The organism is Massilia horti (genome assembly GCF_004614195.1).
GTDB lineage: Bacteria > Pseudomonadota > Gammaproteobacteria > Burkholderiales > Burkholderiaceae_D > Telluria > Telluria horti.
The window spans coordinates 1-22193 of the sequence record NZ_SPUM01000040.1 but is presented as its reverse complement, the minus strand read 5'-3'; the positions used below and the strand labels follow the sequence as shown (position 1 = coordinate 22193).

General features: G+C 64.8%; 24 protein-coding genes. 8 read left to right on the top strand and 16 right to left on the bottom strand.

What is annotated here, in order from left to right; all coding sequences use genetic code 11:
• The first annotated feature begins 9 nt into the window (after window positions 1-9).
• Together E4O92_RS06790 and E4O92_RS06785 are read left to right on the top strand one after the other, a co-directional pair.
• The gene (locus E4O92_RS06790; protein ID WP_135189002.1) at window positions 10-819 is read left to right on the top strand and encodes an ABC transporter substrate-binding protein; all 810 of its coding nucleotides are present in this window, start codon (window positions 10-12) and stop codon (window positions 817-819) included.
• Window positions 816-1484: a Rossmann-fold NAD(P)-binding domain-containing protein gene (locus E4O92_RS06785; protein ID WP_135189001.1), complete on the top strand. Its 669-nt coding sequence runs from the start codon at window positions 816-818 to the stop codon at window positions 1482-1484. The genes E4O92_RS06790 and E4O92_RS06785 overlap by 4 nt, the downstream gene beginning before the upstream one ends.
• A gap of 217 nt (window positions 1485-1701) precedes the next feature.
• On the opposite strand, the gene E4O92_RS06780 is transcribed toward E4O92_RS06785, so the two are convergent.
• The 6 genes from E4O92_RS06780 to E4O92_RS06755 form a co-directional block, all read right to left on the bottom strand.
• A complete protein-coding gene (locus E4O92_RS06780) occupies window positions 1702-2925 on the bottom strand; it encodes a CaiB/BaiF CoA transferase family protein (RefSeq protein WP_135189000.1) in 1224 nt (407 codons plus the stop codon).
• Window positions 2926-2988: 63 nt separating this feature from the next.
• On the bottom strand, window positions 2989-3573 hold the full coding sequence (locus E4O92_RS06775) for a YajG family lipoprotein (protein ID WP_135188999.1): 585 nt from the start codon (window positions 3571-3573) through the stop codon (window positions 2989-2991).
• Window positions 3574-3663: 90 nt separating this feature from the next.
• The gene (locus tag E4O92_RS06770) at window positions 3664-4305 is read right to left on the bottom strand and encodes a DsbA family oxidoreductase (RefSeq protein ID WP_135188998.1); all 642 of its coding nucleotides are present in this window, start codon (window positions 4303-4305) and stop codon (window positions 3664-3666) included.
• A gap of 97 nt (window positions 4306-4402) precedes the next feature.
• Window positions 4403-5803, bottom strand: a complete 1401-nt coding sequence (locus E4O92_RS06765) for a sodium:solute symporter family protein (RefSeq protein WP_135188997.1) — start codon at window positions 5801-5803, stop codon at window positions 4403-4405.
• A 217-nt stretch (window positions 5804-6020) separates the two neighbouring features.
• Window positions 6021-7235 carry a hypothetical protein gene (locus E4O92_RS06760; RefSeq protein ID WP_135188996.1) on the bottom strand — a complete coding sequence of 405 codons (1215 nt, stop codon included), beginning with the start codon at window positions 7233-7235 and terminating at the stop codon, window positions 6021-6023.
• A gap of 111 nt (window positions 7236-7346) precedes the next feature.
• Window positions 7347-8639, bottom strand: coding sequence for a S8 family serine peptidase (locus tag E4O92_RS06755; protein ID WP_135188995.1), 1293 nt, complete (start codon window positions 8637-8639; stop codon window positions 7347-7349).
• 72 nt (window positions 8640-8711) lie between these two features.
• Here E4O92_RS06755 and E4O92_RS06750 point away from each other — a divergent pair, with 72 nt between their 5' ends.
• Both E4O92_RS06750 and E4O92_RS06745 read left to right on the top strand, forming a co-directional pair.
• Window positions 8712-9230 (top strand): RNA polymerase sigma factor, encoded by a 519-nt coding sequence (locus E4O92_RS06750; RefSeq protein WP_229483111.1) that lies wholly within the window; start codon window positions 8712-8714, stop codon window positions 9228-9230.
• Window positions 9227-9967, top strand: coding sequence for an anti-sigma factor family protein (locus E4O92_RS06745; protein WP_135188994.1), 741 nt, complete (start codon window positions 9227-9229; stop codon window positions 9965-9967). The genes E4O92_RS06750 and E4O92_RS06745 overlap by 4 nt, the downstream gene beginning before the upstream one ends.
• 64 nt (window positions 9968-10031) lie before the next feature.
• Here the strand turns inward: E4O92_RS06745 and E4O92_RS06740 are convergent, their stop codons facing one another.
• The 10 genes from E4O92_RS06740 to E4O92_RS06695 all read right to left on the bottom strand — a co-directional run bounded on the left by E4O92_RS06740 (window position 10032) and on the right by E4O92_RS06695 (window position 19390).
• Window positions 10032-11156, bottom strand: a complete 1125-nt coding sequence (locus tag E4O92_RS06740; protein ID WP_135188993.1) for a DegT/DnrJ/EryC1/StrS family aminotransferase — start codon at window positions 11154-11156, stop codon at window positions 10032-10034.
• Between the two features lie 51 nt (window positions 11157-11207).
• Window positions 11208-12671 (bottom strand): ribonuclease G, encoded by a 1464-nt coding sequence (rng, locus tag E4O92_RS06735; protein WP_135188992.1) that lies wholly within the window; start codon window positions 12669-12671, stop codon window positions 11208-11210.
• A 273-nt stretch (window positions 12672-12944) separates the two neighbouring features.
• Entirely contained in the window at window positions 12945-13562 is a 618-nt protein-coding gene (locus tag E4O92_RS06730; protein WP_135189014.1) for a Maf family protein, read from the bottom strand.
• 17 nt (window positions 13563-13579) lie between these two features.
• Complete coding sequence (gene rlmH, locus E4O92_RS06725) at window positions 13580-14050, bottom strand: 23S rRNA (pseudouridine(1915)-N(3))-methyltransferase RlmH (protein WP_135188991.1); 471 nt, start codon at window positions 14048-14050, stop codon at window positions 13580-13582.
• A 6-nt stretch (window positions 14051-14056) separates the two neighbouring features.
• Window positions 14057-14716, bottom strand: a complete 660-nt coding sequence (rsfS, locus tag E4O92_RS06720; RefSeq protein ID WP_135188990.1) for a ribosome silencing factor — start codon at window positions 14714-14716, stop codon at window positions 14057-14059.
• On the bottom strand, window positions 14716-15366 hold the full coding sequence (locus E4O92_RS06715) for a nicotinate-nucleotide adenylyltransferase (RefSeq protein WP_229483109.1): 651 nt from the start codon (window positions 15364-15366) through the stop codon (window positions 14716-14718). The genes rsfS and E4O92_RS06715 overlap by 1 nt, the downstream gene beginning before the upstream one ends.
• On the bottom strand, window positions 15363-16274 hold the full coding sequence (hemF, locus tag E4O92_RS06710) for an oxygen-dependent coproporphyrinogen oxidase (RefSeq protein WP_135188988.1): 912 nt from the start codon (window positions 16272-16274) through the stop codon (window positions 15363-15365). The genes E4O92_RS06715 and hemF overlap by 4 nt, the downstream gene beginning before the upstream one ends.
• Before the next feature lie 216 nt (window positions 16275-16490).
• A complete protein-coding gene (gene purD, locus E4O92_RS06705) occupies window positions 16491-17756 on the bottom strand; it encodes a phosphoribosylamine--glycine ligase (protein WP_135188987.1) in 1266 nt (421 codons plus the stop codon).
• Window positions 17757-17763: 7 nt separating this feature from the next.
• Window positions 17764-18489 (bottom strand): YebC/PmpR family DNA-binding transcriptional regulator, encoded by a 726-nt coding sequence (locus tag E4O92_RS06700; protein WP_135188986.1) that lies wholly within the window; start codon window positions 18487-18489, stop codon window positions 17764-17766.
• 70 nt (window positions 18490-18559) lie between these two features.
• A complete protein-coding gene (locus E4O92_RS06695) occupies window positions 18560-19390 on the bottom strand; it encodes a copper chaperone (protein ID WP_135188985.1) in 831 nt (276 codons plus the stop codon).
• Window positions 19391-19491: 101 nt separating this feature from the next.
• Between E4O92_RS06695 and E4O92_RS06690 the strand changes: the two genes are divergently transcribed.
• The 4 genes from E4O92_RS06690 to E4O92_RS24745 all read left to right on the top strand — a co-directional run bounded on the left by E4O92_RS06690 (window position 19492) and on the right by E4O92_RS24745 (window position 22012).
• A complete protein-coding gene (locus tag E4O92_RS06690) occupies window positions 19492-20412 on the top strand; it encodes a DMT family transporter (RefSeq protein ID WP_135188984.1) in 921 nt (306 codons plus the stop codon).
• A gap of 14 nt (window positions 20413-20426) precedes the next feature.
• The gene (locus E4O92_RS06685) at window positions 20427-20813 is read left to right on the top strand and encodes a methylglyoxal synthase (protein ID WP_135188983.1); all 387 of its coding nucleotides are present in this window, start codon (window positions 20427-20429) and stop codon (window positions 20811-20813) included.
• A gap of 81 nt (window positions 20814-20894) precedes the next feature.
• Complete coding sequence (locus E4O92_RS06680) at window positions 20895-21869, top strand: quinone oxidoreductase family protein (protein ID WP_135188982.1); 975 nt, start codon at window positions 20895-20897, stop codon at window positions 21867-21869.
• Complete coding sequence (locus tag E4O92_RS24745) at window positions 21866-22012, top strand: hypothetical protein (protein WP_167759718.1); 147 nt, start codon at window positions 21866-21868, stop codon at window positions 22010-22012. The genes E4O92_RS06680 and E4O92_RS24745 overlap by 4 nt, the downstream gene beginning before the upstream one ends.
• Window positions 22013-22193 lie beyond the last annotated feature (181 nt).

Sequence of the window (22193 nt, the reverse complement as noted above, 5' to 3'; positions counted from 1 at the left end):
GAGAAAAAGATGAAACGGCTGTTTGCAGCCCTGTTGTGCGCCCTGCTGGTTTCGCCCTTGGCGATGGCGCAGCAGGTGATACGCCTGAGCACCACCACCAGCACCGACAACTCGGGCCTGCTGGGCTGGTTGCTGCCGCCGTTCGAGGCCAAGACCGGCACCAGGGTCCATGTGATCGCAGTCGGCACCGGCAAGGCGCTGGAGCTGGCCAAGAACGGCGACGTCGACGTGGCGCTGGTGCACGCGCGCCAACTGGAAGACAAGTTCATGGCTGAAGGTTGGGGCAGTGAGCGGCGCGACGTGATGTACAACGACTTCATCATCGCCGGCCCGGTGTCCGACCCGGCTCACATCAGGGGCACCAGGGACGTGATCGTGGCCTTCAAAAAGATCGCGGCGAGCGGCGCCAAATTCATTTCGCGCGGCGACAACTCCGGCACCGACGTGATGGAGAAGTCCTACTGGAAGGATGCCGGCACCAAGCCACAAGGCGCGAACTACGTGTCGGCGGGGCTGGGCATGGGTGAGGTGCTGAACATGGCGGCCGAGTTGAAAGCCTACACGCTGACCGACCGCGCCACCTATTCCGCCTATAAGGCCAAGACGGGGTTGGCAATCCTGGTCGAGGGCGACAAGCGCATGTTCAACCCGTACGGCATCATCGCGGTCAACCCCGAGCGCCACAAGGGCAGCAACGCCAAGGGCGCCAAGATGCTGATCGACTGGATCACGTCGCCGGAAGGGCAGGCGCGCATCGCTTCGTTCAAGCCCTCTGGCGAGCAGTTGTTCTTCCCGTCGGCGCATACGGGTGCGCAGTGAAGGTCGTCATCTTCGGCGCCACTGGCATGGTCGGCCAGGGCGTGCTGCGCGAATGCCTGGCCGCGCCTGACGTTGAGCTGGTCAAGACGATCGGGCGCAATCCGACCGGGCAGCGGCACCCCAAGCTGCGCGAACTGGTGCATGCCGAAATGTGGGACTACGAAGGCATGGACGAGGAGCTGGACGGCTTTGACGCGTGCTTCTACTGCATCGGTGTGAGCCCGGGCAAATTGGGTGAGCAGCAGTACACCCACATCGTCCGCGACATGGCCGTCAACGCCGGGGCGGCGCTGTCGCGCGTGAACCCGCGGATGGTCTTTGTCTACGTGTCCATCCTGGGCGCGGACAGCACGGAAAAGAGCCGCCTGATGTGGGAGCGCGTGCGTGGCAAGACCGAAAACGCGCTGCTGGCGCTGCCTTTCAGGGCGGTCTACGTGCTGCGGCCCGGGATGATCCAGCCGCTCGATGGCATCAAGTCCAAGACGCCGGCTTACCGCATCTTCTATTCGCTGTTCAAGCCAGTGCTGCCCTTGCTGCATCGCGCGCTGCCCAATCTGGTGGTCACGACGCGGCAGATGGGGCAGGCCATGCTCAACGTCGTGCGGCGCGGCGCGCAAAAGCGGGTGCTCGAAGCGGCAGATATCAACGCGCTAAGCCGATCGTAAGGCTCACCGGAAGGCGTAGGGTGCGCACCTGTGCGCACGCGGTTCGCGAACGCTGGGCAGTGAAAGAGCAAGCCGCGAGCCAGTAAGCGCATCCGGATCCGCGCCACCGTTCCGGGGCCTGTTGGCTGAACCGCTAAAGGTGCTCCCAATCCGCGTGCGCACAGGTGCGCACCCTACGGTCCTGAACGACGAGCACGTTACGCCTCCTTACGAACCGTCAAATCACGCCTTTCTCCGCCATCTGCGCAATCTGTTCTTCGGTAAGTCCAATCCCGCGCAGCACGTCGAGATTGTGTTCGCCGAGCTTCGGCCCAAGCCACTCCACGCTGCCCGGCGTCTTGCTCAGCTTGGGCACGATGCCCGGCACCTTCAGCTTGCCGAACTCGGGATGCTCGACGTCGAGGATCATGTCGCGCGCCTGGTACTGCGCGTCGCGGAAGATGTCCTCGATGCTGTAGATCGCCCCGGCCGGCACATTCGCTTCATTGAGTTTGTCGAGCACGGCGTCCAGGTCGTATTGCCTGGTCCAGTTGCTGATCATGTCGTCGATGAACTGCATGTGCTTGACGCGCGCCGCGTTGTTCGCGAAGCGTTCGTCGTCAAACATGTCCTCGCGCCCCATCACCTTGAGCAGGCGCTGCACGATCGCGTCGCCATTGGCCCCAATGACCGCGTACTTGCCGTCGCGGGTAGGGTAGACGTTCGATGGCGCGATGCCCGGCAAGACCGATCCAGTGCGTTCGCGCACCACCTTCTTCTGGTCGTATTCGGGCACCATGCTCTCCATCAGGCTGAACACGGCTTCGTACAGCGCCACGTCGATCTCCTGACCGCCGCCCTGGTGCACGTCGCGGTGGTACAGCGCCATCAGGATGCCGATCACCGCGTACAGCGCGGCCACCGAATCGCCCAGGCTGATGCCCACCCGCGTGGGCGCCATGCCGGGATAGCCGGTCAGGTGGCGGATGCCGCCCATCGATTCGCCGATCGCGCCAAAGCCGGGGCGCTTGCTGTACGGCCCGGTCTGGCCGAAGCCGGACACGCGCGAGACGATCAGTCCGGGATTGATCTCGGCCAGCGCTTCGCGCGTGAGGCCCCATTTGTCCAGTGTGCCGGGCCGGAAGTTCTCGAGCAGGACATCGGCCTCGGCCAGCAGCGCCTTGAGCACTGCCTGTCCTTCCGGCGCGCCGCAGTCGAGGGTGATGCATTTCTTGTTACGCGACTGGACATACCACCAGAGCGAGGTCCCGTTGTGCAGCACGCGCCAGTTGCGGATCGGGTCGCCCTTGTTGGGCGGCTCGATCTTGATCACGTCCGCGCCGAATTCGGCGAGCAGGCGCGCGCCGTACGGGCCGGCGATCAGGGTGCCCATTTCGATGACCTTGATGCCGGCCAGCGGTCCGGGCTTGCGTTCGGTGGCGGCGGTTGCGGGGTCTTTCATTTGTGTGAATCCATCGGTCATGTCGCCAACAACATAGCCCGATGCCGCCGCCTGTGTCAAACGTCAGGTGCCCGCGGTCCCGTTCGACGCGGTGGCGACGACCGGCTTGGCAATCTCGAGCGTTTCAAGCGACTGCAGGAAGCCCGCAATATTGTTCTGCACGGCCCTGTTGATAGCCTCGCGCTGGCGCGCGTCGCCCACCAGGGTCATATCGAAGGGAAGCTCGCCTCTGGAAATGAAGTCGCGCGAATAGATAATTTCGCCGGTCTTGCGGTCGAAGATTTCGTAACGTGCTGCCGTCTCGGTCTTGAACAACATGGCGGCCAGTCCGTCTTCCGGGACATCGAATTTGAGGATCTTGACCGCGAGGTTCACTTTCCTCGGCGCGTCATCGTTGAAGATGGCCATCCGGTTGAGCGACTCCTGCAGCGATGTCTGCCACAACTGCGGAACCATGCGCTCCATGCCGGCCGGCAGTTCGCCGGTCTTTTCGTCGGTGCGGGCGATGGAGACCGTCATCGATTTGAGCTCGGCGTCAATCTTCTTCTGGCTGAAGCGGACGTTAGGCACGGAAAAATTCAGTGGCGGGACGGATTGGCAACCGGCAAGTGCGAAGGCCAAGCCGCATAAAAGCAAAGTCTTTTTCATCGGGATCCCTTTTTTATTGTCGGCAAAGGCCGGATGACGGGACTCTACTTGTTTTTTCTCCCAAGAACTGTATTAAATTGTTAATGAACGTTAGCTGCGCAAGCGCACCAGCGCCTCGTTCACCGCGGTTTCCAGCATGTCGTAGGGGACGGCACCGCGCAGTGGCAGGCCTTCTTCCCACGGCGCGTCTTGCGCGCGCAGGACCATGATCGGTACTCCGTTGATGCCCAGCGCGCGCGCCAGCTGCTCGTCATCGAGCACCTCGGCCGTGTACCGGTTTTCTTCCAGCGCCTGGCGCAGGTCGAACGGGTCCAGCTCGTCGATTTCGGCCGCGACCGCGCACAGTACTTCAATGTCGCCGATGTCGCGCCCGTGTTCGAAGAAGGCGCGGAATAATGCCTCGTGCATGGCGTTGAAACGCCCGTGCGTCTCGGCAAAGGCCGCCGCCTCCTGCGCCTTGCGGCTGCGCGGCTGCACCGGCGGCAGTTTCAGTTTCATGCCGCGGTTTTCAGCAAGCGGGTAGACCGTACGGTTCCAGGTGTTGTGCAGGTATTGCGCGTTGGGGTCGAGCGTGGGATTGGGCTCCGGCCGCAGCTCGAACGCGCGCCACACGACCGCGATCTGGTCGTTGAACTGACCCTCCAAGCGCTGGATTTCCGGCAGTTCAAGATAGCAGAACGGACAGACGTAATCGCTCCAGACGTCGACGCGCAGGGTAGGTGAAGCATTCATGGCCGAGAGTCCATCGTTCGCCGGGATACGCTTGTCATCCTACCCGCTTTTGCCAGCCACCTGCTTTTCAATAGGGGCTGGCATAAGGAAGATCAAATCAGCCGGCCGCCTCGCCCGTCAGCGCGCCGGGCGCGGCAGGCTTGAACAGATGGCTGATGCCCATGCACAGCAGCGGCACGGCCAGGGCCAGGTAGGAACTGTCGATGCCGTACGGATTGCCCGCGAGGAACCAGCCGATCGTCGCGATCACCGACAGGATGACTCCGGCGAACGCGCCCTTCGGCGTGCCGAAACGCGGCGCATAGAACGCCATCAGGACCAGCACCGCGAGCGTCGCGCGCAGCGCCTTGCCGAGAAAGGCGATCATCAAGAGCTTGTCGGCGTACATCGCCATCACCAGTGGCAAGAGGCCCGCGACGACGATCGCGACGCGGACGAACATGACCGATTTGCGATCGTTCTTTTCCTTGTTGAAGAACGGATCATAGAAGTCCTTCAGCGCGAGGGTGGCGGAAGCGAGCGCACCGGCCGAGATGCCGCCGAACAAGGCGCCTGCCAGGCCGACCACCATTACGCTGGCGGAAAACGCCGGCATGTGCGCGATCAGCTCCGGGAATGCGTTGATCGACTTGATGCCGGGGTACAGCACGGCGCTGCACATGCCCACCAGCGCGGCCATCAGGCCGAACGGAATCATCAGCGACGACACGTAGAAGCAGGCGCGCTTGGCGACCTTATCGTTGTCGGTGCTGATCAGCGCCTGGATCACATACTGGGTTGCGAAGATCGAGCCGATGCCGCCGATCATCCACGCAATGATCTGGCTCCAGCCCACTTCCATTGGGTTGAACATCGTCGCCGGCAACTGCGCCTTCAAGGCCCCGATGCCGCCGGTCTGTTCAAGTGCGAATGCGGCGGCAAGGATGATGCCGGCATACTTGACGGCCGAGTGCACGAAGTTGGTATAGACGACCGACCGCATGCCGCCCATGCTCACGTAGAAAACAGTGATTGCGCCGACCAGCACGATCGCCAGGTTTTTGTCGATGTGCAGGACGGCGGCGAGCACCGCGCCGCCGCCCGCATACATCGCCACCGCGATGATGTTCAGGGCGATGATGGTCAGGATCGATGCGGCAAACCGGACAGGTTCGCCGTACGTCTTGGCCAGGATGGCGGAAATGGTGTTCAGGCCAACCTGCTTGTATTTTTTGACGAGCACGAGGGCCAGCAGCAGAAAGCCGATGGACAGGGCGACCAGATTCCAGGCCGCGGAGATGCCCAGCTCGAATCCCTTCTGGGCCGTGCCGAGGCTGACCGAGCTGCCGATGAACTCGGACAGCAGCAGCGCGCCGATCAGGAAGGCTGGATAATTGCGCCCTCCGCTTGTCATGCCTTCGCTGCTGCGCGCGTGTTTGCGCACGCTATACCCGATGTACGTCATCACGCCGAAATAAGCCACCGTGACACCCACGATGATGGCCAGCCTTGTATCCATTGCTTCTCCTCTGTCCTGCCTTGTTAGTACTTGTCGTGCTGGCAGAAGACCGGGTCCGTGCATGGCTGGCCGGACGGGTAAGTCATAACCAGGAATGTGTTACGAAATCTGGCGATCTGCTCAGATTTCCAACCATATTCGCGTTGGCCTCATCCGTCCAAGACCAAGTAAGTATCGGGTCGATACCCAAATGGTATCGCCCTCGTGGTTGCTTAGCTTAGTTGCCCGAACCAGCCGCCCCGCTGGCCGATCCGCTCGCACTGGCTTTCGCGGAACCCGACACCTTGGTATCGGATGCCGATGCAGCTGCACGTCGGGCACCGTGCCCGGCCGAGCGCGACGTGTGCTTTGCGTTTGCAGTGCTGGACGCGGCGTACGAACGGGTGCTGGCGGCCTGAGTTTGAGCGCCTTCGCGGACCGGCGACCCGATCTCGCCGGCGGCACTCGCGACGCCGAGGCCACGTCCGTTGTTCACACTGCCGCCCATCGACGCGCCACCTTTGCCTTGCGCGCTTCCACTAGCGTGCGCGCCGTGCGTGCGATTGGTGCTGCTGCCAGAAGTAGTATCACCCGTGGTCGCTGACTTGCCAGTGCTAGCGATCGCGTTCGAATGTGCGCCGGACAGCGCGCCGCCGAGGTTCAGGCTGCGGTTGGCATGTTCCGAGTCTTTTGCGCTCGGGGCGGCGCTGCCAGGAGCGGTCGGCATGGACAGCTGCGGCGCCGCGCCGTGATTTGCCACGAGGCCCTGCGCCGCGCCACGTGCATTGGGCATCTGCGGCGTTGCCGGCGCCACGCCGCCGGAAGCCCCGCCAGCCTGCGTATCGCTTGCATTGCTGGCGCTGGCTGTCGCCTGGCCGGCGATGCCGCCCGCGCTCGCGGCGCTGCCTTGCGCATCGGCCGCAGCGGTGCTTGCAGTTGCGGCGGCCACATGGCCGGCATTAGCCCCGGCTGCAAGCGCCGAAGAGCTTCCGCCCTGAATATCCATCGCGCCGCGCGACGCCGCGTTGTTCAGCGCTGCCGCGCCTGCGCTAGCCTTGCCTTGCGGACCCTGCAACGCATCCGCGGCCGCCATCTTGCCCGCATCGCTTGCGCCGCCCGCAGCTGCGGTTGCGGAGCCGGTCACGGATGAGGCAGTGGGCAGCGGCACTGCGGGCCGCGCGCCGGAGAGGCTGATGCTGCCGCTGCCTTGGCCGGACGCGCTGCCCTCAGCCGAGGCGCTCTTGGGAAGTTGCGCAGCCCGTTCGGCGCGCATGGCGCCCAGCGACGAGTCCCGCGTCACCATCGGCCCCATGCCGCCGAGCTGGCCCATGCCACCCATCATACCGCCGACCGAACCGCCGAGGCCGCGCCCGCCGAGCAGCTGGGCGTGGGCCGTCGCGGCCGCGCCGCACGAAAAGATGAGAGCGATCTGGACGATGAGTTTCGTGTTCATGCTGTTCTCCTTGGATGTTGGGCGCGGACAATCCGCCGCCGTTGATAGGAGAACGACGCAGCTCAGCCATTTATTCCATCATGGCGAAAATTTTTTATTTCTTTTCGAAAATCAGCGCAGCCAGGCAGGATCGGTGCGCAGTTCGGCGCCCACGATCCCATAGCCGAGGCTGTTGCTGATCGTGCCGCCGTCCACGCCGCTGGTCTGGCGGGCAAGCGCGTCGATGGCCTCGCGCGCACGGGCGCGGTCGGGGTGCGCCAGCCTGGGTGCCAGCAGGCCCGCCACGATCGGCGCCGCGAACGACGTGCCGCGCACCGGCCGATAGGGCGGATCGCCAGGCGCCGCGCTGACCATGTTGTTGCCGGGCGCTGCGAACAGCACTTGCGGCCCGCGCGCCGCTTCCGGCAGCGGCTCGCCGTTGCGGCCCACCGCGGTCACGCCCACCACTCCGGGATAGCTGGCCGGGTACAGCGGGGGCGCTGCCGGTCCGTCGTTGCCGACTGCGGCGACCAGCAGGTGTCCGCGCTTGACCATCGCCGCGACCACGCCCTCGAGCGCCTTGTTCGGCGGCCCGACCAGGCTCAGGTTGATCACGCCGACCTGTTCGCGCGCCAGCCATCCCAGCGCCGCAGCGATTCTTTCGGCCGAACCGCCAGCCGGGTCGTCGCCGCAATAGATGTCGGCCGCATACAGTTGCGCGCCCGGCGCCGCGCCGCGAAAGCGCCCATCGCGGCCTACCATCAATGCGGCGACCGCCGTGCCGTGGGCGCTGGGGTGCGCCGTGCCGGCGCAGCCCCAGGCCTGGATACCGGACCCGCGCAGGGCGCGGTGCGCACGGTCCACGCCGCTGTCGACAAGGCCGACCCTGGGCGCGCCAGGGGCTTGCGCTGTGCGCTCCTCTTGCGCCGGCGCGGGTGCCGGCGCCCAGGCTGCGCCGCTGCCTGTGTAAATGTGATTGAAATCGTATTGGCCGTCGGGATCGAGCGCGCGCAAGCGTTCCAGCATCTGCGCGGTGGCCGCGCCGTCCGGCACGCGCAGCACGACCAGGGTCTGGTCGAGTTCCTCGAGGCGCTCTTCGCGCGCCACGCGCAGGCCGGCCGCGCGCGCTGCGTCGAGCGCGGCCGGCGTCGGATTGAACGCCAGGATCTCGCCGCGCAGCGCCGGTTCGCCGTGCGGATCGGCTTCCAGCACGCCGGGATGACGGCGCAGCAGTTGGCCGACCTGATCCTGCCGCAGCGCGCGCAGGTCGGGCAGGCCGGCGCTCTCCACCAACTGCTGCGCCGGCCGCCGCAAGCTGTCCAGCCCCACCAGGCCGGACGGCAGGGTCAGCGACGGCAGGCGCAACTGGGCGCAAGCGCTGCCTGCGGCCACAAGCCCGGCCAGCAAAAGGAAAATTCTTTTCATAGGCCAATGTTAATATGCGCGAGTTTATCGTCACAATAAAACGAACGGGACAGGGAAGAAAATCCCCGGTTCGTGCGTTTTCCCTACAAGACCATGAGCATCGTGCTGGAAAACGACATCGCCGCGCTGCTGCCGCGCTTGCGCCGCTTTGCACGTTCGATCACCTTTCATCGTGAAGACGCCGACGACCTGGTGCAGGTCGCGGTTGAGCGCGCGCTCACTCGCGCCGAGCAGTGGGAGCCGGGAACGCGCCTGGACAGCTGGATGTTCCGGATCGTGAAGAACGCCTGGATCGACGAAGTGCGTTCGCGCGCCCGCCGCGCCGAGCTGTTCGCGCCGGAAGAGGAGGGCGAACACGTGGGTGACGACGCCGCCGAAGCGCACCAGCGGCGCATGGCGATCGAGAAGGCGATCAGCCTGCTGTCCGAGGATCACCGCATGGTCATCGGCCTGGTGCTGGTCGACGGGCTGCCCTACAAGGACGCGGCCGAGGTGCTGGAAATTCCAATGGGGACGCTCACCAGCAGGCTGGCGCGTGCGCGCGAAGCCCTGCAGGAACTGCTGTCCGACCGGGCGAGGATGAAGGGATGAACATTACCGACGAAATTTTGATGGCTTACGCCGACGGCGAGCTCGATCCTGCGCAGCGCGCCGAGGTCGAGCAGGCCATGCGCGCCGACCCCGGGGTGGCCGCGGCGGTGGAGCGCCACCGCGCGCTGCGTGCCGACGTGTTCGCGGCCTTTGCCGGCGTGCTCGACGAACCGGTGCCGGAGCGCTTGCAGCCGCGCGCCGTTTCGAGCGGCCATGTTCGCGTCGATGCGCTGCAAGCCGCCGGCGCCCGCACGCTGCCTGCGAGATGGTCGTGGCCGCAGTGGGGCGGCATGGCTGCCTCGCTTGCTGTCGGCATTTTGGTGGGGGCGTTGGGCTGGCAGGGCATGCACGTGGACGCATCGTCCGCGCCGCTCGCGCAGGTGGGCGGGGAACTGGTGGCGCAGGGTGCCCTGGCGCAGGCGCTGTCCCGGCAGCTCGCAAGCGAGCAAGGACAGGACGCCGATGTGAAGCTTGGCGTGAGCTTCGAGGCGAAGGACGGCAGCTACTGCCGCAGCTTCACGATCGGTTCAGCCGGCGGGCTGGCCTGCCGCAGCGGCGGCCAGTGGCGCGTTCCGGTACTGGCTGAGGGCGACGCGGAACAGGGCGGGGCTTACCGCCAGGCCGGCAGCGCGATGCCGGCGGCGGTGCTTGATGCCATTGACCAGCGCATCGCGGGCCGCACGCTCGACGCCGAACGTGAGCGCGCGGTGCGCGCGCAGGGGTGGACGCGCCGCTGACGCGCTCAGCGTTGGCAAGTCTGCGATTTGCGCGAGGAAGCGTTCACGCCGGCGGCAGCGCGTATCAGTGCTTTTTTGATCCAATCACTTCGCCGATCGCATCGCAAACGCGGTCCACGTCCTCGATGGTCATGCCGCAGTGGAGTGGAATGGTCACGGTCTGTTCGCCGATACGTTCGGCATTCGGGAATTGTTGTTCACGATAGCCAAGGCTGCGCCCCAGCGTCGACAAGTGCGACGGCTCGTATGACAGTCCAGTGGCGATGCCGCGTTCGCGCAACGCAGCCCGGAAGGCCTGACGCGTCATGCCCAGACTTGCGAACGGCAGCAAGACGCAAAACATGTTCCAGCTCTGACCCGCAACGCCGCGCGGCGGAAGCAGCGCGCCTTCGATTTGTGGGAACTTCTCAAAGTAGCGGTCCGCCAACTGGCGTCGCTGCGCCAGGAAGGCCGGCAGTTGCCTGAGCTGGGCAAGTCCGATCGCGGCTGACACGTCCGACATGTTGTACTTGCCGCTGGCAACGACCACATCACGGGTGCCGTCCTCAAGGCGCTCGATGCCATGGAACCGAAGCACTTCAATGCGGCGGGCGGTTGCCTCGTCCTGCACAACGACCGCGCCACCCTCGATGGTCGTCATGTTCTTGTTCGGATGGAAGGAGAATGTCGCGATGTCGCCGAAGCTGCCGATTGGGCGGCCTTTCCATTCCGAACCCTGCACCAATGCCGCGTCCTCGATCACGCGCAATCCGTGGCGTTGCGCCAGGGCATATAGCGCGTCCATATCCCCTAACGCACCGGGGAAGTGAGTCGGCACGATCGCTTTGGTGCGCGACGTGATGGCGGCTTCTACCTGGTTAAGGTCGATGGCGCGCGAGATCAAGTCGCAGTCGACGAAGACCGGCCGCGCCCCGACCTTGACGATCATGTTCATCGTCGAAAAGAAGCTTTGGGTCGACGTGATCACCTCATCGCCTAGCCCAATGTCACAAGCGAGCAAGGCCACCTCCATTGCGCCGGTGGCCGAAGTCAAGGTGCGTGTCGGGCGGCCGCCAAAGGTATCGGACAGGGCTTGCTCAAACTCCAGTACGCGCGGGCCGCTGGCGATCCAACCGGTACGCATCGTATCTGCCATCGCAGCGATGGTTTCATCGGAAATTAAGGGTTGCGAAAAGTTGAGTAGTGCCACAGGTTATCCTTAACTTTGCAAGAACGGCCCCGCCAACGACGATCTGGCGCATCACATCAGGATCACGTCGTACTGCTCCTGCGGATAACCCTTTTCAACTTGCAGCGAAATGCGCTTGCCGATGAAGTCCCCCAGCATCGCCAGGTGCTGCGACTCCTCTTCCAGGAACAGGTCGATCACTTCCTGCGAGGCGACGATGCGGAACTCGCGCGGATTGAACTGCTTGGCTTCGCGCAGCAGTTCGCGCAGGATCTCGTAGCAGACCGTGCGCGAGGTCTTGACCTGTCCCTTGCCGCCGCAGGCGGGGCAGGGCTCGCACAGGATGTGCGCCAGCGATTCGCGCGTGCGCTTTCTCGTCATCTCGACCAGGCCCAGCGCCGAAAAGCCGCTGACCGACACCTTGGTGCGGTCGCGCGCCAGCGTCTTCTTCAGCTCGGCCAGCACCGCAGTGCGATGCTCGGCATTCTCCATGTCGATGAAGTCAAGGATGATGATGCCGCCCAGGTTGCGCAACCGGAGCTGGCGCGCGATCGCGTGCGCCGCCTCGAGGTTGGTCTTGAAGATGGTATCGGCGAAGTTGCGGCCACCGACAAAGCCGCCCGTGTTCACGTCGATCGTCGTCATCGCCTCGGTCTGGTCGACGATCAGGTAGCCGCCGCTCTTGAGGTCCACGCGGCGGCCCAGCGCCCGCTGGATTTCCTCCTCCACGCCGTACAGGTCGAACAGCGGGCGCTCGCCCGTGTAATGCTGCAGGCGCGACAGCACGCTCGGCGTGTAGACCTGCGCGAACTCGACCAGCTTGCCGTGGTTCTCGCGCGAGTCGACCTGGATGGTGGCGGTTTCGTCGTGCACGAAATCGCGGAGCACGCGCTGGGCCAGGTTCAGGTCCTGGTACAGCAGGCTGGTCGGCGGCTTGGTGCGCGCACCCTGCAGGATCGCGTTCCAGGTCTTGCGCAAATAGTCGATGTCGGCCGACAGGTCGGCGTCGGACGCTTCCTCGGCCATCGTGCGCACGATGTAGCCGCCTTTCTCGTCCGGCGGCAGCAGGCCCTGCATGCGCTGGCGCAGCTGCTCGCGTTCCGATTCCTTCTCGATCTTCTGCGAGATGCCGATGTGGCTGTCCTGGGGCAGATAGACCAGCATGCGGCCGGCGATCGAAATCTGGGTCGACAGGCGCGCGCCCTTGGTACCGATCGGGTCCTTGATGACCTGGACGGTCAGCACCTGGCCGTCGAACAGCAGCTTTTCGATGGGCGTGGTCACCGAGCTGGAGCCATCGTGGCTGCGAGCTTCCCAGATGTCGGCCACATGCAGGAACGCGGCGCGCTCAAGGCCGATGTCGATGAACGCCGACTGCATCCCCGGCAGCACGCGCACGACCTTGCCCGAGTAGACGTTCCCGGCCAGTCCACGCGTGAGCGTGCGTTCGATGTGCAGTTCCTGCACCGCGCCCTGCAGGATCAGCGCCACGCGCGTCTCTTGCGGGGTGATGTTGATGAGGATGTCTTCGTTCATGGGGGCGGCCGTGCAGTATTGTTCAGAGTGTAATCATACACGGCGTGGGTGCAATGTGGAGGCGACGGAAGCGCGTGCGCACCCAACGATGACCTTCGTAGGGGGCGCGGGGCCGCCGAGGACCTGTGCGCACGCGGTACGGTTGCAGATTGTTGGCTCGGGTACGCACACGTACCGCGTGCGCACGGGGTGCACACCCTACGAGAGCTCCGGTAGGCGCGGACGTTTGTTCAGTACTGTAGGGCGGACGAGCCGCGCACCCTACAGATGCGGTTAAATCGGCACCCCAGCCCTGCGCAGCAGCTGCGCCGTTTCGAACAGCGGCAATCCCATGATCCCCGAATGGCTGCCCTCGATCTGTTCGACAAACAGCGCGGCCAGCCCCTGGATGCCGTATCCGCCTGCCTTGTCGTACGGCTCGGGCGTTGCGCAGTAAGCCTTGATCTCACCCGCGCTCAGCTTGGCAAAGCGCACGTTCGACACCTGCGTGATCTGCTGGGCGAAATCGGTGCAGTGCACCGCCACCGAAGTGAGCACCTGGTGCGTGCGTCCCGACAGGAGCGCGAGCATCTGCTCGGCCTCTTTGGCATCGGCCGGCTTGCCGAGGATGATGCCGTCGATGGTGACCGTGGTATCGGCGGTCAGCACCGGGCGCAGCTGCTGGCGGCGCTGCTGCAGCACCTTCCACGCGAACGCCCCCTTGGCACTGGCTACGCGCGCGACGTAATCGTGCGGGTCTTCGCCCGGCAGCACGTCTTCGGGCACGTCGATGCCGCGCGCCGGGTCGCTGCGCAGCATCAGCAGTTCGAAGTCGATGCCGACCTGGCGCAGCAGTTCGCGCCGGCGTGGGCTTTTGGAGGCGAGGTAGACCTTCTTGTCGAGGGCTTTGATCGGAGTGAGTGGCATGGTCAAACGCGGTGGTAGGGGTGGTTTTGGGTGATGCTCCAGGCTCGGTACAACTGCTCGGCAAGCATAATCCGCACGATCCCGTGCGGCAGCGTCATGCTTGATATCCGAATCATACCTTCGGCGCGCGCTTTGAGTTCGGGGTCGAGCCCGTCGGCGCCGCCGATGAGAAATGCAGTGTCGCGCCCGTCCTGCTGCCACTGTTCGAGCATGCGGGACAGGCCGACGCTGGTAAGGTCCTTGCCACGCTCGTCGAGCGCGATGATGCGCACGCCCTTGGGCAGCACGGCTTCGATGCGCTCGCGTTCGAGCGCCATGGCGGTGGCCGCGGTCTTGCTGCCCGAGCGTTCGACCGGCTTGATTTCCTTGAGCACGATGCGCAGCTCAGGGGGCATGCGTTTGGTGTATTCCGAAAAGCCGGCCTCGATCCAGGCCGGCATCTTGTGGCCAACGGCCGCAATAATAAGCTGCATCGAGGCTTACTCGGCGGCCGCTTTCCTGACCACGCGTTTGATGACCTTCTTGGCCGGCGCGGCTTCCGCGGCTTTCGCTGCGCGCTTGGCTTTGACCTCGGCCACGGCGGTCTTGGAGGGGGCGACCTTGACGGTCTTGCCCACGGCTGCTTTTACCGCCGGGGTTTTCTTGGCCGGGGCAGTTTCGGCTGCCGCTTTGCGGGCTGCCGGTTTGCGCTCGCGGACCGGCTTGGCTTCCGGCTGCTCCTGGTTGGCCGCCAGGTGCTTGGACTTGGTTTTCGGCTCGGCCGCGGCGGCGACGCCTTCGGCGCTCGACTTGCGCTTGGCCGCGCCCAGCTTGACCGGCTTTTCGCCCCAGATCTCTTCGAGGCGGTAGTACTGGCGGATTGCGGGCTGCATGATGTGGACGATCATGTCGCCCAGGTCGACCAGCACCCATTCGCCGGTGTCTTCACCTTCCATGCCGACCACGTCGCCGCCCGATTCCTTGACCTTGTCGCGCACCGAGGCGGCCAGCGCCTTGGTCTGGCGGTTCGACGTGCCCGAGACCACGGCAATGCGGTCGAACAGGCTGGTCAGGCCGGTGGTGTCGAAAAGGACGATGTCCTGGCCCTTGACGTCTTCGAGGGCGTCCACGACGATCGTTTGCAGTTTTTTGATATCCATTAGCTCTTGTATAGATTGTGTTGTTGAATATAGTCTAGCACTTGCGGCGCAATGAGCGCGTTTGTGTCGGTGCCGGTTCGGATCGCCTCGCGCACCTGGGTGGCCGAGATGTCGACCGCCAGCGTTTGGACGACGCACACCCGGCCCGCAGCAGTTGCGCGTACCTCGCTTGGGGTGGCCAGGCGGCGCCGCAGTTCGTCCGCTACCGCGGGCGGCAACGTTTCGTGGTCGAGCGCAAAGCCCGGCCGCGCCGCCACCGCGATGTTGGCCAGCTCGAACAACGTGCGCCACTCGCGCCAGGTGTCGAGCATGCGCAGCTGGTCGGCGCCCATGATGAACACGACCGACGCATCGGGCCCCACCTCGGCCCGCACGTTTTTCAAGGTGTCGACGGTGTAGGTCGGCGCGGCGCGCTCGATCTCCTGCATATCGAGCACGACGGACAGCTTCGCATCCTTGAAGGCCCGCTCGAGCATCGCCACGCGGTCGGCATCGCTCGCCCGCAGGCCGGACTTGTACCATGGTTTTCCGGCCGGGATGATGCGCAGTTCGTCCGGCTGCAGCAGGCCGGCAAACAGCGTGGCCAGCGCCACGTGGCCGTGGTGAACCGGGTCAAAACTCCCGCCCAGCAGGGCGATGCAGCGGGTCACGAAGCGAGCCAATCCTTGTGGACCAGGAAGTCGGTGTACAGCCGCGCTTCCGGCGAGCCCGGCTCGGGGTGCCAGTCGTAGCGCCATTTGACGATCGGCGGCAGCGACATCAGGATCGCTTCCGTGCGCCCGCCCGACTGCAGGCCGAACAGGGTGCCACGGTCCCACACCAGGTTGAACTCGACGTAGCGGCCGCGCCGGTAGGACTGGAAGTCGCGTTCGCGTTCGCCGTAGGACGCGTCCTTGCGCCGCTGCAGGATCGGCAGGTAGGCGCGCAGGAAGCTCTCGCCCACGCTCTGCACCATCGCGTACGACATATCGAAGCCGGCTTCGTTGAAGTCGTCGAAGAAGATGCCGCCCACGCCGCGCGGCTCCTTGCGGTGCTTGATGTAGAAGTACTCGTCGCACCACTTCTTGAAACGGTCGTGCAGGGTGCTGCCGTAGGGCGCAAGCGCGTCGCGGCAGACCTGGTGGAAGTGGCGGGCGTCGTCTTCGAAACCGTAGTACGGCGTGAGGTCCATGCCGCCGCCGAACCACCATACCGGCTCCTGGCCTTCGGCGGTCGCCTCGAAGAAGCGCACGTTCATGTGGACCGTGGGCGCGTACGGGTTGCGCGGATGGAGCACCAGCGACACGCCCATCGCTTCCCAGGCGCGGCCGGCCAGTTCGGGGCGCGCGGCCATCGCGGACGGCGGCAGGCTCTTGCCCATCACGTGCGAGAAGTTCACGCCGCCGCGCTCGAACACATTACCTTCCTCGATCAGGCGCGAGATGCCGCCGCCGCCCTCGGGGCGCTCCCAGTGCTCGCGCAGGAACGGCTTGCCGTCGATCTCTTCGAGCGCCTGCACGATGCGCGCCTGAAGGTCGAGCAGCCAGGCCTTGACGGCGGCGGGGGAGGGGGAGGACATCTGGTTTCAGTCGAGGTTTAAAGTGGACAGATTGTACACTGCCAAGGGTTTTTATAACAAAGTGTTCCGGCGTAACGGCATGGGCTAACACTGCGCGGCGTTCCGCGTGCGCACAGGTGCGCACCCTACGGGGCGATTCACCGGCGCTGACCTTAGGGGATCGTAGGGTGCGCACCTGTGCGCACGCGGTTGCACCGTCAATTCAGCCTGCTGCGCTTACTTCGCCGCGCGCCAGCCGATATCGCGGCGATACTGCGCGCCGTTGAAATGGATCTGTTCGACCGCGTCATAAGCCTGCTTCTGCGCCAGCTTGACGTTGTCGCCCAGCCCCACCACGCACAGTACCCGGCCGCCCGAGGTCAGCAGCTTGCCGTCGACAAGCTGCGTGCCGGCGTGGAAGGTGACGCATTCCGGCGCCTCCTGCGGGATACCTTCGATGATGTCGCCCTTGCGCGGGCTGTCCGGATAACCCGCCGCGGCCATCACCACGCCCACCGCCGTGCGGCGGTCCCACTCCAGTTCCACCGTGTCGAGCGTGCCGTTGCAGGCGTGCTCCAGCACGCTGACGAAATCACTCTTCAAGCGCGCCATGATCGGCTGCGTTTCCGGGTCGCCCATGCGGCAGTTGAATTCAAGCGTCTTCGGGTTGCCGTGTGAGTCGATCATCAAGCCCGCGTACAGGAAACCGGTGTACTGGAAGCCGTCCCTGGCCATGCCCTGGATGGTCGGCATGATGATCTCGCGCATCACGCGTGCGTGCAGCGTCGGGGTGACGATCGGCGCCGGCGAGTAGGCGCCCATGCCGCCGGTGTTCGGTCCCTGGTCGTTGTCCAGCAGGCGCTTGTGGTCCTGGGATGTGGCCAGCGCCAGCACGTTCTTGCCGTCGCACATGACGATGAAGCTGGCTTCTTCGCCTTCGAGGAATTCTTCGATCACGATGCGCGCGCCGGCGTCGCCGAAGCGGTTATCCGACAGCATGTGGTCGATCGCCTGGTGCGCCTCGTCCAGCGTCATCGCCACCACCACGCCCTTGCCCGCGGCCAGGCCGTCGGCCTTGATCACGATCGGCGCGCCGTTGGCGTCGACATAGGCGTGCGCCGCGCCGGCGTCGGTGAAGCTCTGGTAGGTCGCGGTCGGGATGTTGTGGCGCGACATGAAGGCCTTGGCGAAGTCCTTCGAGCTTTCCAGCTGCGCCGCTTCGCGCGTCGCGCCGAAGATTTTCAGGCCGCGCGAGCGGAACAGGTTGACGATGCCGGCCGCCAGCGGCGCTTCCGGGCCGACCACGGTCAGGCCGACATTTTCGGCGACGACAAAGTCAGCCAGCGCTGCCGGGTCGGTGAGGTCGACGTTGACGAGCCGCGGATCGCGGGCGGTGCCGCCGTTGCCGGGGGCCACGTACACCATCTGGATGCGTTCCGATTGGGCCAGTTTCCAGGCCAGGGCGTGTTCGCGGCCGCCAGAGCCGACTACCAGGATTTTCATACGTAACTTAATCTTCGATGACGGCGTTGGTATAGACTTCCTGCACGTCGTCCAGGTTTTCCAGGGCGTCGAGCAGTTTCTGCATCTTCTGCGCGTCTTCGCCGGTGAACTCGGTTTCGGTGTCCGGCTTCATGATGACTTCCGCCGAATCGGCCTTGAAGCCGGCCTTTTCCAGCGCTTCCTTGACGCCGGCAAACGCGTTCGGGTCGCACAGCACTTCGAAGCCGCCTTCGTCGTCGGTGATCACGTCGTCCGCGCCGGCTTCCAGCGCCGCTTCCATCAGCTTGTCTTCTTCCGCGCCGGGGGCGAACAGGAACTGGCCGACGTGCTTGAACATGAACGAGACCGAACCCTCGGTGCCCATGTTGCCGCCGAACTTGCTGAACGCGTGGCGTACTTCGGCCACGGTGCGCACGCGGTTGTCGGTCATGCAGTCGACGATGATCGCGGCGCCGCCGATGCCGTAGCCTTCGTAGCGCACTTCCTCGTAGTTCACGCCTTCCAGGCCGCCGGCGCCGCGCTGGATCGCGCGGTTGACGTTATCTTTCGGCATGTTCGCGTCGGCCGCTTTTTCGACCGCCAGGCGCAGGCGCGGATTGGCCGTGACATCCCCGCCGCCCATGCGCGCCGCAACGGTGATTTCCTTGATCAAGCGGGTCCAGATTTTGCCGCGCTTGGCGTCGGTGGCGGCTTTTTTATGTTTGATATTGGCCCATTTGCTGTGTCCAGCCATGTTCGAAAGTTCCTATAGACGGTATGCAAAAGTGGACGTCATTCTAGCATAGGGCCCCCTCGCCAAGACGTTACGGAAACAATATCAGTGAGCCCCAGGCAACAAGTGCAAGGCCCGCGACGCAGGCGATTATGATGCCGCCGCGCAGCAGTTTTTCCGCCAGTGCAAGAGTGGAAATGGCGGCCACTCCCAGCAGGTGGAGCGGGCCGGTCGCCAGCAGCAGGGCGGCGAGCAGCCAGTAGGATCGCACCGCGGCCACGCCGTCCTCCAGCCCCATGCGCAGGGCACCGCCGGCACCCGGCCGCCAGCCGGCCAGCACAAACGGCAGCGGCGCGTGGAAGTGTTCGAGGCTGGCCAGCTTGGGCGGGGTCCACTGGTAGACTCCGGCCGACACCAGCATCAGCGCAACAACGGTGGAGTTGGCGATCGCGTGGTTCCGATCGAGCACGCCGGCGTCGGCCAGCAGCCGCTGGACCACGGCGGCCACGACCGCAAAAGTCGCCAGCGCAAACGCCAGCCCGCAGACGAACAGCATGGTTGCCAGGTAGGGCCAGCGCACCCGGTAACGGTAGCGCGCCGCCCGCAGGTAGAGCAGGGTGGTGCGAACCTGCGCGGGGAGCAGGATCGCCAGCATGGCCGCGTTCCACTGGCCCCACAGGAGGGCATACTCCAGCGCTTTCGGCGACACCGGCAGTTCCAGGTTCAGCCTCTCGAACGGCAGCGCAAGGCTGGCCCAGCAGAGCACCGTCAGCGCACCGAGCGCGGCAAGCACGATCGCGCGTTCGGTCCCGGCCCGGCGGCGCGCGCGGCGCAGCACGTCGGCCGTGTCGGCCAGGCTGGCCGCGCATGCCGCTCCCGAAGGCGAGCGGGTGCGGCTCGGTGACTCGTCGGTCTGCGACATACGTTCTCCATGGATGAGTTGGCGAACATTCGACCACAGCCGTTGGCAAGCGTTCGCGAGCACGATCAGCCAGATTTTTTGTTTCGTTCTAAAATGTTCCGATGAGTAAGATTGCAACGGCCGCACCGATTCCTGCTGTCTCCCGTCCTGCCCTGATCGCCGGCCTGGCCATCGCCATCGCCGGGGCAGTCCTGTTTTCCACCAAGGCGGTGGTCGCCAAACTGCTGTACCGCTACCACATCGACGCCATCACCCTGATCGCGTTCCGGATGTTGTTCTCGCTGCCGTTCTTCGCGGCCGTGGCGGTCTGGAAGATGCGCACCGAAGCGCCATTGGCCAGCGCCGACCGCTGGCGCTTGCTGGGGCTGGGCCTGGTCGGCTACTACCTGTCGAGCTTTCTCGATTTCCTCGGGCTGCAATACATTTCGGTCGGGCTGGAGCGCCTGATCCTGTTCCTCACGCCGACCTTCGTGCTGATGATCACGTCGCTGTTTCTCAAGCGCCGCATCAGCCGCGTCGAATGGCTGGCCCTGGGGCTGTCATATACCGGCATCGTGCTGGTGTTCGCGCATGACCTTGGCGCCGGCGCCGGTAGCACGGTGACCGGTTCGCTGCTGGTGCTGGGTTCGGCAGTGACGTATGCGATCTACCTGCTTGGCTCGGGCGAGATGGTGCGCCGGATCGGCTCGCTGCGCCTGGTGTCGTACGCGATGTGCGTGTCGAGCGTGGCATGCATCCTGCAATTTTTCCTGCTGCGGCCGGCAAGCCTGCTGATCCAGCCCGCGCCGGTCTACTGGCTCTCGCTCGTGAACGGGATATTCTGTACCATCTTCCCGGTGTTCATGACGATGGTCGCGGTGCAGCGCATCGGCGCCACCACCGCGTCCCAGGCCGGCATGATCGGGCCCGTGTCCACGCTGTTTCTCGGCTTTGCCATCCTCGGCGAGCCGATCACCTCGGTGCAGCTGGCCGGAACCGCACTTGTGCTGGTTGGAATTTACATGCTGTCGCTAAAAAAATAGAGAACGGAGCGGAGATGAAACCACGTATCGCGCTCATCGCGCACGACAAGAAAAAAGACGACATCATCGCGCTGGCGGCCGAGTACGTGGATTTTTTGCGCGGCTGCCGACTGTCCGCGACCGGCACCACGGGCGGACGCCTGGCCAACGAACTGGGGCTGACGATCGAGCGCATGCATTCAGGGCCGTTCGGCGGCGACCTGCAGATCGGCGCCAAACTGGTGGAGGGCGAAATCGACGCGGTGGTTTTTTTGCGCGACCCGATGACCCCGCAACCGCACGAGCCGGACATCAACGCGCTGGTGCGAGCCTGCGACGTGCACAACATTCCCTGCGCGACCAATGTGTCGACCGGGCGGCTGGTGTTGTCGCAGTTGATGCTCCTGGCGCGCAAGAAGTGATGTGAAGTGACGCAGGGCGTGCGGGCCGCTCCAGTCCCGCGTACTCTGCGAAAGACCGCAAACCAGAACAGGAGCACGATGATGGCAAAAGCAATTCGTTTCTCAAGAACCGGCGGCCCGGAGGTGCTGGAATACGTCGACGTCGAGGTCGGCGATCCGGGCCCGGGCGAGGCCCGTGTGCGCCAGCACGCGATCGGCGTGAACTACATCGACAACTATTACCGTACCGGCCTGTACCCGGTGTCGCTGCCGTCCGGGCTGGGCCTGGAAGGCGCCGGCGTGGTCGAGGCGGTGGGCGAGGGCGTCACCCACATCAAACCCGGCGACCGGGTGGCCTACGCCGGCGGACCTTTGGGCGGGTACAGCGAAGCGCGGGTGATGCCGGCCCATATACTTGTACACCTGCCGGACAACATTTCGTTCGAAACCGCGGCCGCCATGATGCTGCGTGGCCTGACCGTCGAGTACCTGCTCACTCGCACCTACCAAGTCAAACAGGGCGAGACGATCCTGTTCCATGCCGCGGCCGGAGGCGTCGGCCTGATCGCTTGCCAGTGGGCACGCGCGCTGGGCGCGAACCTGATCGGCACCGTCGGGTCGAAGGAAAAAGCGGAATTGGCGAAAGCGCACGGCGCGGCCCACGTGATCAACTACAACACCGAAGAAGTGGTGCAGCGCGTGCTTGAAATCACGAACGGTCAAAAGGTCCCGGTGGTGTATGACTCGGTTGGCAAGGAAACCTTTTTCAAGTCGCTCGACTGCCTGCGTCCGCGCGGACTGATGGTGAGCTTTGGCAATTCCTCTGGCGCGGTGCCGCCGTTTTCGCTGACCGAACTTGCCACGCGCGGCTCGCTGTATATTACCCGGCCATCGCTGATGGCCTATACGTCAAAGCGTGAAGAACTGGAAGCGATGGCGGGCGCCCTGTTCCAAATGGTTTCGAGCGGCAAGGTGAAAATCGAGATCAACCAGAAATTCCCGTTGGCGGACGCGGCCAAGGCGCAAACCGCGCTGGAGTCGCGCAAGACCACCGGATCGACTATTTTGCTGCCATGAGAGAGTTCAGCGACGACAACGACATGCCATCCGAACCGGAAACGGTAGGCTCGCCGAAGTTCGGCCGGCTGCTGGTGGTGCTGGCGGTCGCGGTGCTGCTCATCGTTGCCGTCGTGTTTGCTTCGGAAGCGTATTTTTCGTAGGTCCTGGCGTCATTTCGCGGCGTTCGTATTGCACGGCGTAGGGCGCGCACCTGTGCGCACCTGTGCGCACGCGGTGCGAACGGTGCGACATGTCGGCAACGCCGCGAGCCGGCAAACTGTGACCGCGTGCGCACAGGTGCGCACCCTACGCCGCCCTGCGAGCTTCACGTATAAAAAAACC